Source organism: Serratia sp. Nf2 (assembly GCF_003028435.1).
GTDB classification, from domain to species: Bacteria; Pseudomonadota; Gammaproteobacteria; order Enterobacterales; family Enterobacteriaceae; genus Serratia; species Serratia marcescens_L.
The window spans coordinates 256617-273197 of the sequence record NZ_PYTW01000001.1 but is presented as its reverse complement, the minus strand read 5'-3'; the positions used below and the strand labels follow the sequence as shown (position 1 = coordinate 273197).

14 protein-coding genes are annotated in these 16581 nt (G+C 61.5%); 7 read left to right on the top strand and 7 right to left on the bottom strand.

Features of this window, described 5'->3' with window-relative positions:
- Window positions 1–309: 309 nt before the first annotated feature.
- From C9411_RS01235 to C9411_RS26160, 4 genes are read left to right on the top strand one after another with little or no spacing between them, the layout of a single operon-like run.
- On the top strand, window positions 310–2922 hold the full coding sequence (locus tag C9411_RS01235; RefSeq protein WP_107226279.1) for a YdbH family protein: 2613 nt from the start codon (window positions 310–312) through the stop codon (window positions 2920–2922).
- On the top strand, window positions 2919–3116 hold the full coding sequence (locus C9411_RS01230) for a YnbE family lipoprotein (RefSeq protein ID WP_004930472.1): 198 nt from the start codon (window positions 2919–2921) through the stop codon (window positions 3114–3116). Before C9411_RS01235 ends, C9411_RS01230 begins: the two co-directional genes overlap by 4 nt.
- 8 nt (window positions 3117–3124) lie before the next feature.
- Complete coding sequence (locus C9411_RS01225) at window positions 3125–3448, top strand: YdbL family protein (protein WP_063989997.1); 324 nt, start codon at window positions 3125–3127, stop codon at window positions 3446–3448.
- Window positions 3433–3570 (top strand): hypothetical protein, encoded by a 138-nt coding sequence (locus C9411_RS26160; RefSeq protein WP_107226278.1) that lies wholly within the window; start codon window positions 3433–3435, stop codon window positions 3568–3570. The genes C9411_RS01225 and C9411_RS26160 overlap by 16 nt, the downstream gene beginning before the upstream one ends.
- Here the strand turns inward: C9411_RS26160 and azoR are convergent.
- Entirely contained in the window at window positions 3567–4172 is a 606-nt protein-coding gene (azoR, locus tag C9411_RS01215) for an FMN-dependent NADH-azoreductase (RefSeq protein ID WP_015377994.1), read from the bottom strand. The two genes, C9411_RS26160 and azoR, sit on opposite strands and share 4 nt — an antisense overlap.
- A 269-nt stretch (window positions 4173–4441) precedes the next feature.
- Between azoR and hrpA the strand changes: the two genes are divergently transcribed.
- On the top strand, window positions 4442–8329 hold the full coding sequence (gene hrpA / locus C9411_RS01210) for an ATP-dependent RNA helicase HrpA (protein WP_107226277.1): 3888 nt from the start codon (window positions 4442–4444) through the stop codon (window positions 8327–8329).
- On the opposite strand, the gene C9411_RS01205 is transcribed toward hrpA, so the two are convergent.
- Window positions 8307–9464, bottom strand: coding sequence for an MFS transporter (locus C9411_RS01205; RefSeq protein WP_107226579.1), 1158 nt, complete (start codon window positions 9462–9464; stop codon window positions 8307–8309). The genes hrpA and C9411_RS01205 overlap by 23 nt on opposite strands.
- Window positions 9465–9565: 101 nt before the next feature.
- Here C9411_RS01205 and C9411_RS01200 point away from each other — a divergent pair, with 101 nt between their 5' ends.
- Entirely contained in the window at window positions 9566–10345 is a 780-nt protein-coding gene (locus C9411_RS01200) for a helix-turn-helix domain-containing protein (protein WP_107226276.1), read from the top strand.
- Window positions 10346–10380: 35 nt separating this feature from the next.
- Here C9411_RS01200 and C9411_RS01195 read toward each other — a convergent pair whose 3' ends face one another.
- Together C9411_RS01195 and asr are read right to left on the bottom strand one after the other, a co-directional pair.
- Window positions 10381–11193 carry a serine protease gene (locus C9411_RS01195; RefSeq protein ID WP_063989995.1) on the bottom strand — a complete coding sequence of 271 codons (813 nt, stop codon included), beginning with the start codon at window positions 11191–11193 and terminating at the stop codon, window positions 10381–10383.
- Window positions 11194–11487: 294 nt separating this feature from the next.
- Window positions 11488–11706, bottom strand: a complete 219-nt coding sequence (asr, locus tag C9411_RS01190; protein ID WP_107226275.1) for an acid resistance repetitive basic protein Asr — start codon at window positions 11704–11706, stop codon at window positions 11488–11490.
- A 186-nt stretch (window positions 11707–11892) separates the two neighbouring features.
- Between asr and C9411_RS01185 the strand changes: the two genes are divergently transcribed.
- The gene (locus C9411_RS01185; protein ID WP_063989993.1) at window positions 11893–12798 is read left to right on the top strand and encodes an alpha/beta fold hydrolase; all 906 of its coding nucleotides are present in this window, start codon (window positions 11893–11895) and stop codon (window positions 12796–12798) included.
- Window positions 12799–12965: 167 nt separating this feature from the next.
- Here the strand turns inward: C9411_RS01185 and C9411_RS01180 are convergent, their stop codons facing one another.
- From C9411_RS01180 to rstA, 3 genes are read right to left on the bottom strand one after another with little or no spacing between them, the layout of a single operon-like run.
- Window positions 12966–14465: a carboxypeptidase M32 gene (locus C9411_RS01180; protein ID WP_107226274.1), complete on the bottom strand. Its 1500-nt coding sequence runs from the start codon at window positions 14463–14465 to the stop codon at window positions 12966–12968.
- Window positions 14466–14499: 34 nt separating this feature from the next.
- Window positions 14500–15804: a two-component system sensor histidine kinase RstB gene (gene rstB / locus C9411_RS01175; protein WP_019452643.1), complete on the bottom strand. Its 1305-nt coding sequence runs from the start codon at window positions 15802–15804 to the stop codon at window positions 14500–14502.
- Window positions 15801–16526: a two-component system response regulator RstA gene (gene rstA, locus C9411_RS01170; protein WP_049198289.1), complete on the bottom strand. Its 726-nt coding sequence runs from the start codon at window positions 16524–16526 to the stop codon at window positions 15801–15803. Before rstA ends, rstB begins: the two co-directional genes overlap by 4 nt.
- Window positions 16527–16581 lie beyond the last annotated feature (55 nt).

Sequence of the window (16581 nt, the reverse complement as noted above, 5' to 3'; positions counted from 1 at the left end):
AAATCCCCACGGGGGTGTGGGGAATGGCTTCTCTAGTACACAGTTAGCTAGCAGCTGAACTTTTATTAGAATGGTTGCAAGACTATTAATCATCAACGGTAACGACAATAACAAAAGTCTGAAAACTGTCCTATTTATGTGATGTATATGTAACGAAAATCTACAACCCGCACACGTTTGCGCCAAAAAGGTGCAAATCGCTTCTGCGACCGCACTCAGCTTCACCCTATGTCAAATTCGTGCCATCATTATTGTCAATTCAGGCATAGACTTAATGGATGCCTAACTCAGGAACGAAGCAATCATTTAATGACCAGGCGATTGAAAGTATTCATAGGGACGGTGGCGGGCTGCGCAATTCTGGTGCTGGCGTTGTGGCAAACTTTGCCGCGCTGGCTGCCGGGGGTGTTATCGCATTGGTTGCCGGCGGGGAGCCGCCTGGAGTTGCAGGATAAATTGCATTGGCATCAGGGCGGCCTGACGCTGGCGGGGGCGCGTTTCACCGCGCAAGATTGCCTGCTGGCCAACGTCGGGTCGACGCGGCTGGCTTACCGCCAGGGCCGTTGGCAGCTGTCGAGCGATAAGGTCAGCGTCGATAGCGCCTGTTTGTCAAAACTGCCGAGCGGCGACGCCAACAGCGCGCCGCTGGCGCTCGATCAATTGCAGCGGCAACTGCCGGCGCTGGATCTCACCATTAATGATCTGACGCTCATTCCCTGGCAGCGCTATGCCGGCAAGCTGCAGCTTTCCTCCGGCCCTGACGGGCAACGCCTGCATTATCGGGGGCCGAATCTCAGCGCCGAGGCACAGCTGGATGAAAAACAGCAGCTGACGTTGCAGAGCCTGAGCGTCGTCCCACCCAACAGCGCGCAACCGCTGCACCTCGCCGGCAAGATAACTCTTCCGCTGGATTTGGCCAGCCTGCCGACGCAGGGCGCGCTGCAGGGGGAAATGCAGACCGCCTATCTGGAAAAACCGGTATTGCTGGACATGCGCTGGCAACAGCAGCAGGGCGTGTTGACGGTAAGCGAAAAAGGCGACGATCGGCCGCTGGCGGTGTTGCCGTGGGAAGTGACCCCGCAGCGGGTCAGCATCAAGCAGGGCGAGTGGCGTTGGCCATACAGCGGGCAGCCGTTGAACGGCGGCCTGAACATCGCACTGCACGACTGGAGCAAAGGGTGGGATGAAACGGAGATCAGCGCGCGGCTGAACGTGATCACCGCCGGCCACAACGGCAAGGGCAATGCGGTGCTCACCCTCGGGCCGGGCAAGGTAGGGTTGACCGACAGCGATCTGCGCTTCCAACTGACCGGCCAGGCCAATCTGGCCGACTTCTCCACCACCGCGTCAATCCCGGGCGTGATCGGCGGCAGCATTCTTAATCCGACGCTGGTGCTTCAGCCAGGTTCGCTGCTCCGTCTGTGGGGCAAGGTGACGCCGGAAATGACGCTGGAAGAGGCGCGTTTGCCGCTGGCGGGCGTGAAGGTGACCGCCGCCGGCATCACCGGCCGCCTGCAGGCGATTTTGAGCGCCAGCGACAGTTATTGGGGGCGCTTCAAGCTGCACCTGGACGGCCAGGCGCAGGATTTCTGGCCGGACAAGGGCGACTGGCAGTGGCGTTACTGGGGCAACGGCCGGTTGCCGCCGCTGCAGGCTGCCTGGGACGTCGCCGGCAGCGGCCGCTGGCAGGACAGCGAGCTGGTGCTCGACAAGCTCTCCACTGGCTTCGACAAGTTGAAGTACGGTCTGGTGACGGTCGCCGCGCCGCGCCTGAGCCTCAACCAACCGCTGCGCTGGCAGCGTGATGAACAAAGCCCGCAGCTCAACGGCGAACTCCAGCTGGCGGCGGATAAGGTCAGCTTCAGCGACGGCGGCCATCTGCCGGCGCCGGTGCTGGCGCTGCAGCTGAGCGGCCGTTCGCCGGACAGTTTCCAGCTGCAGGGCAAACTGCAGGCGCAGCAGATCGGGCCGATCGCGCTGCGCGGCCGCTGGGACGGCGAACGCCTGCGCGGCGAAGCCTGGTGGCCGAAACAGTCGCTGAAGGTCTTCCAGCCGCTGCTGGCACCGGATCTCAATCTCACGCTGCGCGACGGCGAGTTTTACGCGCAGTCGGCGTTTTCCGCTGCCCGTGAACAAGGCTTCGAGGCCGGCGGCCACTGGGTGGTGAAAAACGGCGGCATGTGGCTGAAGGACGGCGAGATGAGCGGCCTGGACTTCATCCTGTCGTACCGGTTCAAGCAGCATCAGTGGCTGCTGGGTGCCAAACAGCCGGTGTCGCTGCGCATCAAGTCTTTCAGCAACCTGTTCGAGATGCAGAACATTTCCGCCGATCTGCAGGGCACCTATCCTTATAGCGAAAGGCAGCCGCTGACGTTGAGCAACGTCGGCGTGGACATGCTCAACGGGCATATCAGCCTGTCGGCGCTGCGGTTGCCGCAGCATGACGCTGCGGTGCTGAAACTGGACAAGGTCGATCTCAGCGCGCTGTTCACCGCCCTGAAACCGAAGCAGTTCGCCATGTCCGGCCGCGTCGACGGCGAGCTGCCGCTGTTCCTGAACCACCCCAAGTGGCTGGTGCAAAACGGCTGGATCGCCAATGCCGGCACGTTGACGCTGCGGCTGGACAAAGACATGGCCGACGCCATCGGCAGCAACAACCTGGCGACCGGCGCGGCGATCGACTGGCTGCGCTATATGGAAATCAACCGTTCGCACGCCCGGGTCGACCTCGACAACCTGGGTGAGTTGACGCTGAGCGCGCGCATCGACGGTATCAACCCGCAGAAGAGCGCCAAGCGTGAGGTGATCCTGAACTATCGCCATCAGGAAAACGTGTTTCAGCTGTGGCGCAGTTTGCGCTTCGGCGACAATTTACAGGAGTGGCTGGAGCAGGCCCTCTCACAACCTGGGGAGCAACAATGAAAATCATGAGTGTGTCGGCGCTGGCAGCGGTGCTGTGCGTTTCGCTGCTGAGCGGCTGCGTGCCGCGCATCGAGGTGGCGACGCCGAAGGATCCGATCACCATCAATATGAACGTCAAGATCGAGCATGAAATTCATATCAAAGTGGATAAGGACGTCGAAAACCTGCTGAAAACCCAAAGCGGTCTGTTCTAGGAGCCGACATGAAAAAACGTTATTTGTGGCTGGCCGGCGCCGCCTGGTTGTTCAGCAGCGTGGCGATGGCGCTGACGCTGGATGAGGCGAAGCAGCAAGGGCGGGTGGGCGAAACCCTGAGCGGCTACATCGCGCCGGTGAAGCAGGACGCGGAAACGCTGGCGCTGGTGAAGCGCATCAACGCCGGCCGCACCGAGAAGTATCAGGAAGTGGCGGACGGCAACCATATCGCCGTCGACGAAGTGGCGCGCATGGCCGGGCAGAAGCTGGTGACGCGCGCGCAGAGCGGCGAGTATGTGCGCGGCATCAACGGCCAGTGGCTGAAGAAATAAAAAAAGCGCGCCGTCTGGCGCGCCAAAAGATACGGATAGATGATTATTATGAGGGTAGTGCAGGTTTGACAGGACTTGCCTCTTGTCCGGCAGGGGCTTGGCGCCCCTGCGCAGAGTCTTAGGCAGCAACCACCTGAGACAGGGCCGCTTTCGCGTCTTCCTGTGCTTTGGTCGCCACTTCCGGGCCGTAGGCGATACCTTCCGCGAAGACGAACTCCACGTCGGTGATGCCGATGAAGCCCAGGAACAGACGCAGGTAAGGTTCTACCAGGTCGGTTGGGGTGCCTTTATGGATGCCGCCGCGGCTGGTCAGGATCACGGCGCGTTTGTTTTTAACCAGGCCTTCCGGACCGTTTTCGGTATAACGGAAGGTCACGCCGGCGCGGGCAACCAGGTCGAAATAGTTTTTCAGCTGGGTCGGGATGTTGAAGTTGTACATCGGTGCGGCAATCACGATGACGTCATTGGCCTGCAGCTCGGCGATCAGCTCGTCCGACAGGGCCAGCGCTTCTTGTTGACGTGGAGTCAACGGCGCATCGGAAGGACGCAGCGCGCCGACCAGTTCACCGTCCAGCACCGGAATTGGCTGCGCGGCCAGATCGCGCACGGTGATGGTGTCGCCGCTGTGGGCGTTGCTCCATTGCTCTACGAAGAAATCGGCCAGTTGGTTAGACTGAGAGTAGGTCGCCAGGATGCTTGATTTCAGAACCAATACGTTGCTCATCGATAATTCCTTACGTTGTGACAGTGACATCAGGACTCAGCGTCCCTTGCATGAACTACATGCTATTCACATTCCCCCCACAGTGATAGCGCAATATTTCGAGACCTTCGTTCGATTTTATTGAATGACATGGCGACGCTTTACTCGCGGAAGTAGGGGGAGAAAGCCGTTTGTGATAGGCTGTACGGCTAAAGCAAAAAAATCGCTAAAAAAACACCAAACCGTTGCCAAGCCTGGCCTTGGCGGCGAAGAAACAAGGAACACCGAACGTGAAATCTCCGCTCGAGGCACTGCCGGCCCAACTGGGTGAGCTGATGCTCCGCGATCAACAACGCCTGCGTCGTCGCCTGCAGGGCGCACGAAAAATCAAAAATCCCGATGCTCAGCTGGCGGTTGCCGCCGAAGTAGAAAGCGACATCGCGGCGGCGCGGCAAAAAGTGCAGGCGCGCGCCGCGTCTTGCCCGCGTATTACCTATCCGGAAAGCCTGCCGGTCAGCCAAAAAAAGCAGGACATTTTAAACGCCATTCGCGATCACCAGGTGGTGATCGTCGCCGGGGAGACCGGCTCGGGGAAAACCACCCAGCTGCCGAAGATCTGCCTGGAACTGGGGCGCGGGGTGAAAGGGCTGATCGGCCATACCCAACCGCGCCGCCTGGCGGCGCGCACCGTCGCCAACCGCATCGCCGACGAGCTGGAAACCCCGCTCGGCGGCAGCGTCGGCTACAAGGTGCGCTTCAACGATCAGGTGGGAGAAAATACCCTGGTCAAGCTGATGACCGACGGTATCTTGCTGGCCGAAATTCAGCAGGACCGCCTGCTGATGCAGTACGACACGCTGATCATCGATGAAGCGCACGAGCGCAGCCTCAACATCGACTTTATTCTCGGCTACCTGCGTGAACTGTTGCCGAAGCGCCCGGATCTCAAGGTGATCATCACCTCGGCGACCATCGATCCGCAGCGCTTCTCGCGCCATTTCAACAATGCGCCAATCATCGAGGTTTCCGGCCGCACTTACCCGGTAGAGGTGCGCTACCGCCCGGTGGTCGACGACGGCGACGATACCGATCGCGACCAGCTGCAGGCGATTTTCGATGCGGTGGACGAGCTTGGGCGCGAAGGACCGGGCGACATTCTGATCTTCATGAGCGGCGAGCGCGAGATCCGCGATACCGCCGACGCCCTGAACCGCCTCAATCTGCCGCACACCGAAGTGCTGCCGCTGTATGCGCGCCTGTCGAACAGCGAGCAGAACCGGGTGTTCCAGTCGCACCACGGCCGGCGCATCGTGCTAGCCACCAACGTGGCGGAAACCTCGCTGACGGTGCCGGGCATCAAGTACGTTATCGATCCGGGCACCGCGCGCATCAGCCGCTACAGCTTCCGCACCAAGGTGCAGCGCCTGCCGATCGAACCGGTGTCGCAGGCCTCCGCCAACCAGCGTAAAGGGCGCTGCGGCCGCGTGTCGGAAGGGGTGTGCATCCGTCTGTACTCCGAGCAGGATTTCCTCTCGCGGCCGGCGTTTACCGATCCTGAAATTCTGCGCACCAACCTGGCGTCGGTTATTTTGCAGATGACCTCGCTGGGACTGGGCGATATCGCCGCGTTTCCGTTCGTCGAGGCGCCGGACAAGCGCAACATTCAGGATGGCGTGCGCCTGCTGGAAGAGCTGGGGGCGATCACCACCGCCGACAACGGCCATTACCAGCTGACGCCGCAGGGCCGCCAGCTGGCGCAGTTGCCGATCGACCCGCGTCTGGCGCGCATGGTGCTGGAAGCGCAGAAGAGCGGCAGCGTGCGCGAGGTGATGATCATCACCGCCGCGCTGTCGATTCAGGATCCGCGTGAGCGCCCGATGGACAAGCAGCAAGCCTCGGATGAGAAACACCGCCGCTTCGCCGACAAAGACTCGGACTTCCTGGCGTTCGTCAACCTGTGGGATTATCTGCAGGAGCAGCAAAAGGCGAACTCTTCCAGCCAGTTCCGCCGGCTGTGCCGCAACGATTTCCTCAACTACCTGCGCGTGCGTGAGTGGCAGGATATCTATACCCAGCTGCGCCAGGTGGTGAAAGAGCTGGGGCTGCCGATCAACAGCACGCCTTCCGACTACCGCAGCGTACACACCGCGCTGCTGACCGGTTTGCTGTCGCATATCGGCCAGAAGGATGCGGACAAACAGGAATTTACCGGCGCGCGCAACGCCCGTTTCTCCATCTTCCCCGGCTCTGGCCTGTTCAAGAAGCCGCCGAAGTGGACCATGGTGGCCGAACTGGTGGAAACCAGCCGCCTGTGGGGGCGCATCGCCGCACGTATCGAACCGGAATGGATCGAGCCGCTGGCTCAGCACCTGGTGAAACACAGCTACAGCGAGCCGCACTGGTCGAAGTCGCAGGGGGCGGTGATGGCCAGCGAAAAGGTCACGCTGTTCGGTCTGCCGATCGTCGCGGCGCGCCAGGTCAACTACGGCGCCATCGATCCGCTGCTGTGCCGCGAGCTGTTTATCCGCCATGCGCTGGTGGAGGGCGACTGGCAGACGCGCCACGCCTTCTTCCGCGAAAACCAAAAGCTGCGCGCCGAAGTGGAAGAGCTGGAGCATAAATCGCGCCGCCGCGACATTCTGGTGGACGACGAAACGCTGTTCGGCTTCTACGATCGCCGCATCCCCAACGACGTGGTTTCTGGCCGTCATTTCGACAGCTGGTGGAAGAGCGCCGCCAAACAGCAGCCCGACCTGCTGAACTTCGAAAAAGAGATGCTGATCAAAGATGGCGCCAACAAGATCAGCGCGCTCGACTACCCGAACTTCTGGCATCAGGGCAACCTCAAGCTGCGGCTGAGCTACCAGTTCGAACCGGGCACCGACGCCGACGGCGTGACGGTGCACATTCCGCTGCCGATCCTCAACCAGGTGGAGGAGCAGGGCTTCGAATGGCAGATCCCCGGCATCCGCCGCGAGCTGGTGATTGCGCTGATCAAGTCGCTGCCGAAGCCGGTGCGCCGCAACTTCGTGCCGGCGCCGAACTACGCAGAAGCGTTCCTTGGCCGCGTAACGGCGCTGGAATTGCCGCTGCTAGACGCGCTGGAGCGCGAGCTGCGACGCATGACCGGCGTGACCGTGTCACGTGATGACTGGCAGTGGGATCAGGTGCCCGATCACCTGAAGATGACCTTCCGCGTAGTGGGCGAAAAAAACCAGACGCTGCGCGAAGGCAAAGACCTGGCGGCCTTGCGCCTGCAGCTGAAAGAGAAGGTGCAGGAGACGCTGTCGGCGGTGGCCGACGACGGGCTGGAGCAGAGCAACCTGCATGTCTGGAGCTTTGGCCAATTGCCGGCGTTTTACGAGCAGAAGCGCGGTGGCTATTCGATGAAGGCGTACCCGGCGCTGGTGGATGAAAAGGACAGCGTGGCGATCCGGCTGTTCGACAGCGAAAGCGAGCAGCAACAGGCGATGTGGCAGGGCACTCGCCGCCTGCTGTTGCTGAATATTCCTTCGCCGATCAAATACCTGCATGAAAAGCTGCCGAACAAGGCCAAGCTGGGGCTCTATTTCAACCCGTACGGCAAGGTGCTGGAGCTGATCGACGACTGCATTTCGTGTGGCATCGATAAGCTGATCGCCGAACACGGCGGCCCGGTCTGGCAAGAGGAAGGCTTTGCCCGCCTGCAGGAGCAGATCCGCGCCGAGCTGAACGACACGGTCGTCGAGGTGGCCAAGCAGGTTGAGCAGATCCTGACGGCGGTCTTCAACATCAACAAAAGACTGAAAGGCCGGGTGGACATGTCGTTGGCGCTGGCGCTGTCGGATATCAAGACCCAGCTCGGCGGGCTGGTTTACCGCGGCTTCGTGACCGGCAACGGCTGGAAACGCCTGCCGGACACGTTGCGTTACCTGCAGGCGATCGAGCGCCGGTTGGAAAAACTGGCTATCGATCCGCACCGCGATCGCGCGCAGATGCTGCGGGTGGAGCAGGTGCAGCAGGCCTGGCAGCAGTGGCTGAACAAGCTGCCGCCGAAGCGACAGCAGGAGGAAGAGGTGAAAGCGGTGCGCTGGATGATCGAAGAGCTGCGCGTCAGCCTGTTCGCGCAGCAGCTGGGCACGCCTTACCCGATCTCCGACAAGCGCATTTTGCAAACTATCGAGCAGCTTTCGGGTTAAGCTCGGGCGCACCGGCCGGCAAGCGGCCGGCGCACCACAGGCTCAACAGGCCGCACAGCAGCAGCGTGGCGGCCAAATCCTGCCCGCGCGCCGCGATCGTCAGCCCCAGGCCGATCAGCAGATAGTACAACAGCCCGAATAACGCGCCGGCGGTGCCGAGTTGCTGCCGGTAGCGGCTCAGCGCCTGGCTCAGCACATTCGGAATAGCCAACCCGAACGCCAGCATCACCAGCGCGCAGGGAAGCAGCATCCACAGGCTGTGTTGCCACCAGAATAATGCCACGCCGCTGGCCACCGCCAGCAACCCGCCCAGCAGGATCTGACGTTTGGCGCTGACGCTGCGCGCCAGCAGGTGGCGGTTCAACAGCGCCCCCGCCATGCTGCCTAAAGCCAGCATCACCCCCGAGTAGCCAAACTGCTGGCTGCTCAACCCCAGCCTTTCGAACATGAACGGCGCCAGGCTGAAGTAGCTGAACACCATGATATTGAAGCTGGCGACCAGCAGCGCCGAACACCAGATGTGCCGATCGCGCAGCATCGTCATCAGGGCAATACCCGGTGCGGCGGCCGTTGCGGTTTGCCGCTGCCGCGTTTCCGGCAATGTGCCGTAGCTCCACAGCAGCAGCGCCAGCGCCCAGACCGCCTGCGCGGTGAAAATCGCCGCGCTGCCGCCCCAGGCGACCAGCGCGCCGCCGGCAAACATTCCCAGCAGCGGGCTGACGGAGAGCGCGACGCCGACCAGCGCGAACATGCGCCCCAGCGCCGGGCCTTGATAGACATCACGCAGCATGGTTTGCGTGACGATTGAGCCGACCGCTGCGCCGAAGGCGATCAGCGCACGGGCGGCCAGCAACAGCGTGAAACTGCCGCTCAGTAGGGCGATGCCGGCGCCGGCGAGATAAAGCGCCAGGCCGGCCAGCATCGCCGGACGGCGGCCGAATCGATCGCAGAAGGCTCCCCAAAAGGCGACGCCGAGAGCGAAGGCGAAGAAATAGATGGATAACGTCTGCCCGGCCTGCGCGGCGCTGATGCCGAAATCGCTGCGGATGGCGGTGAGCGCCGGGCTGTACAGCGTTTCCAGGATCTGCGGCGTCATGATGGCGGTGACGAGCAGCGGTAAAGATAAGCGTTGCATGATGCACATTCTCCCTAAAAGTTAATGCGGCCAGTATAGGGAGCGGCGCTTTGTGCGATTACAATCATTAGGACAAAAAATAACAGATATAGGACAATTTGATGGCGCTGATTCAACAGCATCACCCGTTCGACCCGGATCGGCTGCCGGCCCCGGTGCTCGGCATTGCGGCTGAACTGGCGGAGCACGACTCCGGGCTGCATTGGCATCAGCGTTCGCAGCTGCTGTATGCGCCGCAGGGGTGCATGACGGTCACGCTGGCGCAGCAGTGGTTGATTCTGCCGCCGACGCGCAGCGTCTGGATACCGGGCGGCATTGCGCATCGGGTGCAACTGCGCGGCCGCGTCGCGTATCGCTCGCTGTATTTCGATCCGGCGCTGACGGCCGCCATGCCGCCACAGGCTGCGGCGCTGGCGGTGAACCCGCTGTTGGCGGCGATCGTCGAGCGCATCGCGCACTGGCCGCTGGACTATGCGTTGGCGCAGCCCCAGGCGCGCGATTTGCTGGCGGTGCTGATCAATGAGCTGAGCGAGGCGCAGCGCGAGAATACCCAGCTGCGGCTGCCGCAGGATAGGCGTCTTGCCGCCTGGCTGGCGACGCTGCCGGAGCGCGACGAATTGCCGGGGTTGGCGGCGTTGGCGCAGTGCTTGAATCTGCACGCCAAAACGTTGACGCGGCTGTTTGTGCGGGAAACCGGCCTGAGCTATCAGCAGTGGTGCCAGCAGTGGCGGCTAATGCGCGCGATCGAACTGCTGGCGACGTTGCCGTCGGTTAGCGCGGTGGCGCAGCGGTTGGGGTTTTCCAGCGACAGCGCATTTATCGCTTTTTTCCGCCAGTTCACCGGCACCACGCCACGGCGCTATATGCAAGGGGGCCGATAAAGCACAACGGCGCATAATGCGCCGTTGTGAGAGGGTTATTTGCCTGCCGCCAGGGCGTCCAGCGCTTCGCGGATGCCGGGCACCGCCAGGGCGCGGTTATCGGCGCGGTAGCGATCTTTCGCCGCCGGCGCCGAACTTTGGATGGCGATCAATTGCCAGCCGTCGGCGGTTTTCAACAGCAGCGGTGAGCCGCTGTCGCCGGGCAGGGTATCACATTGGTGCGACAGTACGCCTTGCTGGGCCCAGCCGGTGACCTTGCAGTTTTGGTGACTGTAGAGGTCATCCAGGTGGTCTTCCGGGTAACCCGCCTGAGTTATCAGCCGTTTGGCCTGTTTCAGGGCCTGGGTCAGCGCCTTGCTGTCGCCTTGCCACAGCGGCAACGGTGCGATCGGCAGCGGCTTTTTGTCTTTCAGACGGATCAGCGCAAAGTCATAAGCGGCCGCGGCGGGCGGGACGATCCAGCCATCACCGTCCGGCTTCAGCTTATTGCCCAGCTTGCTGTCGACCAGGGTCTCGATATTGCCGGTTTGATACTGCCAGGATTTATCGCCTGCCACGAAGCGCAGAGCGATGGCTTTATCCAGTTGTCCGGGCGGCGCCAGCACGCAGTGGCCGGCGGTCAACGCCAGGTGCGGGGAGATCAGCGTGGCGGTACACAGATTGCCGCTGGCGGTTTCGACCTGGCCGATGGCCTGCCACGGCTGGGCGGCGGTATCCGTGACCTTGATTCGTTCATCTTTGCCGAAAAACAGACGCGTTTGCTCGGCCTTGGACGGGCCGTCGGCGCGTGCCGCCTGAGCAGCGATGAGCGGGAGTGAGCACAGCAACAGTAAAACGGATATGCGCATAGATCTCTTGCCTGACAAATACGGATCATCCATAAACACACTGAATGCTAACTATAGACTGATTTAGCAGCCATGTGGATGGGCAATAATTGATTTTTCAATAATTTCCCGCCGTCAACGCGGCGGGCTACAGGTAAAAAAAGACGGCGATCAGTCCGCAAAGGATCAGGGCGGTCAGAACGATCTCAAACAGGTAGCGGCGCAGCATCAATGAGAATCCCCCGATGAAAAAACACCCGGCGAACCGGGTGTCGTAAACGTCAAGCCTGAAGCGGTGAGGGGACCCTCACGTCATTATGCTTTTTTGTGGCTGGCTTTTTTGTGGTGCTTTTTTGCCGCCTGGGCTTTTTGAGCCGGGGCTTTCTTGCCGTGGTGTTTCACCTGAGCTTTAGCCGGCGCAGCGGTGGCGGTGGTTGCGGTAGCCGCAGGTGCGGTGGTGGCCGCCTCGGCAGCGAAAGCCACGGAAGACAGACCCATTGCAGCGGCAACAACCAGAGCTAATACTTTTTTCATCGCAGAATCCTCAACATGACTTTTTGGGTATCAACCCCACTGCGGGGCCGTTGAGAGGATAGTAGGCAAACGGCGCCCGGCTTTCCGTGAGTGATTGGTTTCGGCTTGTAACCTAATGTACAGGGCGGCGGCGGCAAGGGGGATTGCTGCTATAATGACCGCCAGGCGCGATAAAAGGGATTTAAAATGAACGAGATAACGATTCGTTGTGGCGTGACCGAACAGGGCGAGGTGCCGCTGGCCTATGAGGACTGGGGCGATGAGGCGCACCCGCCGCTGCTGCTCATCATGGGCATCGGCGCGCAGCTGTTGCTGTGGCCTGACGACTTCTGCCGCGCACTGGTGGCCAAGGGGTTTCGGGTGATCCGTTATGACAACCGCGATGTTGGCCTTTCCGGCAAAACGCAGGCGCAACGCACGCAGCCGTTGTGGCTGCTGATGCTGCGCGCCCAGCTCGGTTGGCAAACGCCGGTGCCTTATACCCTGGCGGACATGGCGGCGGACGCGGCGCATCTGCTCGATCACTTGCGCATCCCGCGGGCTCACGTACTGGGTGCTTCGATGGGGGGGATGATCGCCCAGGTGCTGGCCGCCGAATACCCGCAGCGCGTCGCCTCGTTATGCATCTTGTTCTCCAGCACCAATCAGCCGCTGTTGCCGCCGCCGGCACCTTCGCTGCTGTGGCTGTTGGTGCGCCGACCGGCGGCCGATTTGACGCTGCAGCAGCGCCACGAGGGGATGAAAACCTTCCTGCGTGCGCTCGGTACCCGATTTTACCCGCCGGAGGAGGCGGAACTGGATGCGTTGGTGCATCGGCTGTTGAAGCGGGGCGTGGATCCGGAAGGCATGCAGCGGCAACTTTCCGCGTTGCTCGGCAGCGGCGATTTGCGTCGCTACAGCCGGCGTATTGCCGCGCCGACGCTGGTCATTCACGGCGATCGCGATCGGCTGGTACGTAAGGCGGGGGGAGTCGCGATCGCCCGCACGGTCGTCAACGCCAAATTGCATATTATGCCGGGCATGGGGCATGACCTGCCTGCTCCGTTGAGGCCGCAGCTGGCGGCGATGGTCGCCCGTCATGCGCTGGGATGAGAGATCGGGTCGCCGGCGTCTTTCACTATTTTAGTTACAACATACTAATGGTGAGTGGCTACCCGCCACTCTGCGGCCAAGGCGATGTCGGCACAGAACGTGCGTTATGAAGCATTATCCGGTCTTGCAGGCGGGAAAAGGGCGCGGCAGAGCCGCGCCAGGGGAGATTACAGGTAGCGGTTTTCCAAATGCTGACGGAAGTAGTGTGGGTTGAGCGCTTCGCCGGTCGCGTTGGCGATCAGCGTCTCGGTCGGGAAACGGCTGCCGTGGCGCCAGATGTTGTGCTGCAACCAGTGGAACAGCGGCTGCAGGTTGCCGGCGGCGATATCCTCGTTCAGCGAAGGCAACGCCTGACGCACGCTGTGGAACAGCTGCGCGGCGTACATCGCGCCGAGCGTATACGTCGGGAAGTAGCCGAAAGCGCCGTCGGTCCAGTGAATATCCTGCATGCAGCCGTTGCGGTAATTGCCGATGGTGTCGAGGCCGAGGTAAGCATGCATCTTCTCATTCCACAGCGCCGGAATGTCTTCCACTTCGACCTCGCCTTCGATCAGCGCTTTTTCAATCTCGTAGCGCAGGATGACGTGGGCAGGATAGCTCACCTCGTCGGCGTCGACGCGGATCAGGCCCGGTTTAACGCGCTGGTTGAGGCGAATGAAGTTGGCTTCTTCCAGCGCCGGCTGTTCACCAAACTGCGCAGTGACCAGCGGGCGCAAGATTTTCAGGAATTCATTGCCGCGCGCCAGCTGCATTTCGAACAGCAGGCTCTGCGATTCGTGGATGGCGGTGGAGCGGGCCAGGGCGACCGGCTGGCCGAGCAGATCGCGCGGTAGATTCTGCTCGTAGCGGGCGTGGCCGGTCTCGTGCACGATGCCGAGCAGCGCGGTCAAAAACTCTTTCTCGTTGTAGCGCGTGGTGATGCGCACATCTTCCGGCACGCCGCCGCAGAATGGGTGGGCGCTGACGTCGACGCGGCCGTTGTCGAAGTTGAAACCGAGCAGCTTCATCACGCTGAGGCTCAGCTGGCGCTGGGTGTCCACATTGAACGGCCCCTGAGGCGTCTGGCAAGCTTCATTGGCCTGTTTGGCCACCACGCGCTGCAGCAGATCCGGCAGCCAGGTTTTCAGATCGCCGAAGATGCGGTCGAGATCGCTGCTGCGCATGCCCGGTTCATACAGGTTGAGCAGGGCGTCGTAACGGCTAGTGCCGGCCGCCTGTGCGCGGATCTGCGCTTCTTCCCGACTCAGCTTAACCACCTCGCGCAGGTTCTCGGCGAAGCCGTCCCAGTCGTTGGCTGGGCGCTGGGCGCGCCAGGCGTGTTCGCAGCGCGCGCCGGCGAGCGACTTGGCTTCGACCAGCGACGCCGGCAACAGCACGGCGTCTTCATATTGGCGGCGCATTTCGCGCAGGTTGGCGCGATCGAGTTCGTCCAGCGTCTCTTGCTGCGCGCGATCCAACAGCGCGCCGGTGCTTTGTGCCGTTAAAATCTGGTGCTGCAGCACGCTCAGCTCGGCCAACGCTTCGGAGCGCGCCTTGCTGCCGCCCGGCGGCATCATGGTTTGCATGTCCCAACCGGCGATGGCGGACAGGTGGCCGAAACGCGACAGCCGGCTGAACAGGGCGCGCAGGTGATCGTAAGCAGACGTGTTGGAATGTGCAGATGTCATTATTATTCGGCTCCAATGAGAAGGTCCGGCGGCATTACGCCAGATCGGCTTTTAAACTGAATGTCGGCTTCACCGGCCAGCAGAAACGGAAGCTGGCGCCGCCGAGCGAACTGCCTTCGACGAACACCTGTCCCTGGTAGGCGACGGCGATGGAATGGACGATGGCCAGCCCCAACCCGCAGCCGCCGGTAGCGCGATCGCGGCTGGGGTCGAGACGGACGAAAGGTTCAAACACCCGTTCGCGTTCTTCCGGCGGAATACCCGGCCCGTCATCCTCGACCTGCAAGCAGGCGAGGTCGCCGTCAAACCACAGGCCAACGCGCAGGCGCTGTTCGGAATAGCGCAGCGCGTTGTTGACCAGGTTGTCGAGCACGCGCTCCATCAGGCGCAGATCGACGCCGCCAAAGTCGCCAACGTGCGGGATATCGAGCTGGATGTCGCGTTCCTGATGAATAAGACGGATATCATCGACCTTGTCCTCGAGCCACTTTGGCAGATCGATGGGTTCAATGTTTAACGCAACCTGCGGACGGTCCAGACGGGCATAGGTCAGCAGCTCGTCGATCAGTGACTCCAACTGGCCAATATCGCGGTTCAGCGCCTGCTGCTCGCTTTCAGACAGGTTATCGCTCATTTCGAGCCGGTAACGCAGGCGCACCAGCGGCGTGCGCAGTTCGTGCGCGATGCCGTCGATCAGCTGTTTCTTGCTGGCGATCAGGGTGTTGACGTTGTCGGCCATCTGGTTGAACGCCACGCCGAGCCGGCTCAGGCTGGAGGTGGGATCGAAGTGGGTGCGTTCATCCAGATGCCCGGCGCCGAGCCGCTGGGCGGCGTTTTCCAGCTTGAGCAGGTCTTGCCAGTGCGGCCGCATCCACAGAAACACCGGCAGCGCCAGCGACATGCCGATAAACACCAGTAACACCAGATCCAGCAGGCGCATCTGGTGCAGATAGAACAGATAAGGAATGGGACCGACCACCAACACGTAGTGGCTGCGCGGAATGCGCTGCATAAAGGTGTACTGATCGTCGAGGGCGATGATTTCCCCCAGCCGCAGCCGTTTTTTCAAATCCTCGCTCAGCTCCTGTTTGCCGAGCGGTTCGATATGCAGCTTGAACGACAGGTTGAGATCCAGCGTGGCGATGGTCTTGTTCCAGTCTTTCAGCGGGATTTCGCGCAGCTCGCTGCGCATCAGGTACAGCGAACTTTTCATCAGATCGTCCATCGACTGGCGGCCGGCGCGCTCGGCGGTCACCTTGTACACCAGGCCGACCAGCATCGCCATCACCAGAAAACAGACGAACAGCAGCAGGAAGAACTGGACGAAAAGTTTTCTCATTGTTGCACCGATGCCCAGGCGTTAGGGGCGAACAGATAGCCTTTATTGCGCACGGTCTTGATGCGGAACGGCTCCAGCGCGTTGTCGTACAGCTTGCGACGCAGGCGGGAGATCGCCACGTCGATGCTGCGGTCCATGCCGTCATAGCTCACGCCGCGCAGGTTTTGCAGCAGCGCCTCGCGATCCATGATCTGCCCGGCGTGGGTCGCCAGCTCCCACAGCAGATCGAAATCCGAGGTGGACAGCGTGACAGTTTCTTCGCCCAGCGTGACCTGCCGGTTGACCGGATCGATGCACAATAGCCCGAAATGCAGCGCGTTGTGCTGGGTGAGCGGCTGAACCGACTCTTCTTTCGGCTGTTGGCTGTGTTGGCGCAGGTGTAAACGCAGGCGTGCCAGCAACACCGCCGGCGGCGTGGTTTTCAGGATATAGTCGTTGGCGCCCATCTCCAGCGACAGGATATGGTTCATGTCGCTGTCGAGCGAGGTGAGCAGCACGATCGGGCCGGGGAAGGTGGGGCGCAGATCGCGGCACAGCGTCATGCCGTCTTTGCCGGGCAGCATGATGTCCAGCAGCACCAAATCGGGTTGCTCGCGCTCGATGCGCGCTTGCGCGCTGTCGCCGCGCGGCTCGATCAGCACCTCGATGTCGTGTTTGCCCAGATAGGCGGCGATCAGCTTGCCGACTTCAGGATCGTCTTCCACAAAAACAATTTTATGCATATGCCCGTGTTTTAATAATAAAAGCGGATTTCAGCATAGCGCGGCCCGCAGGGAT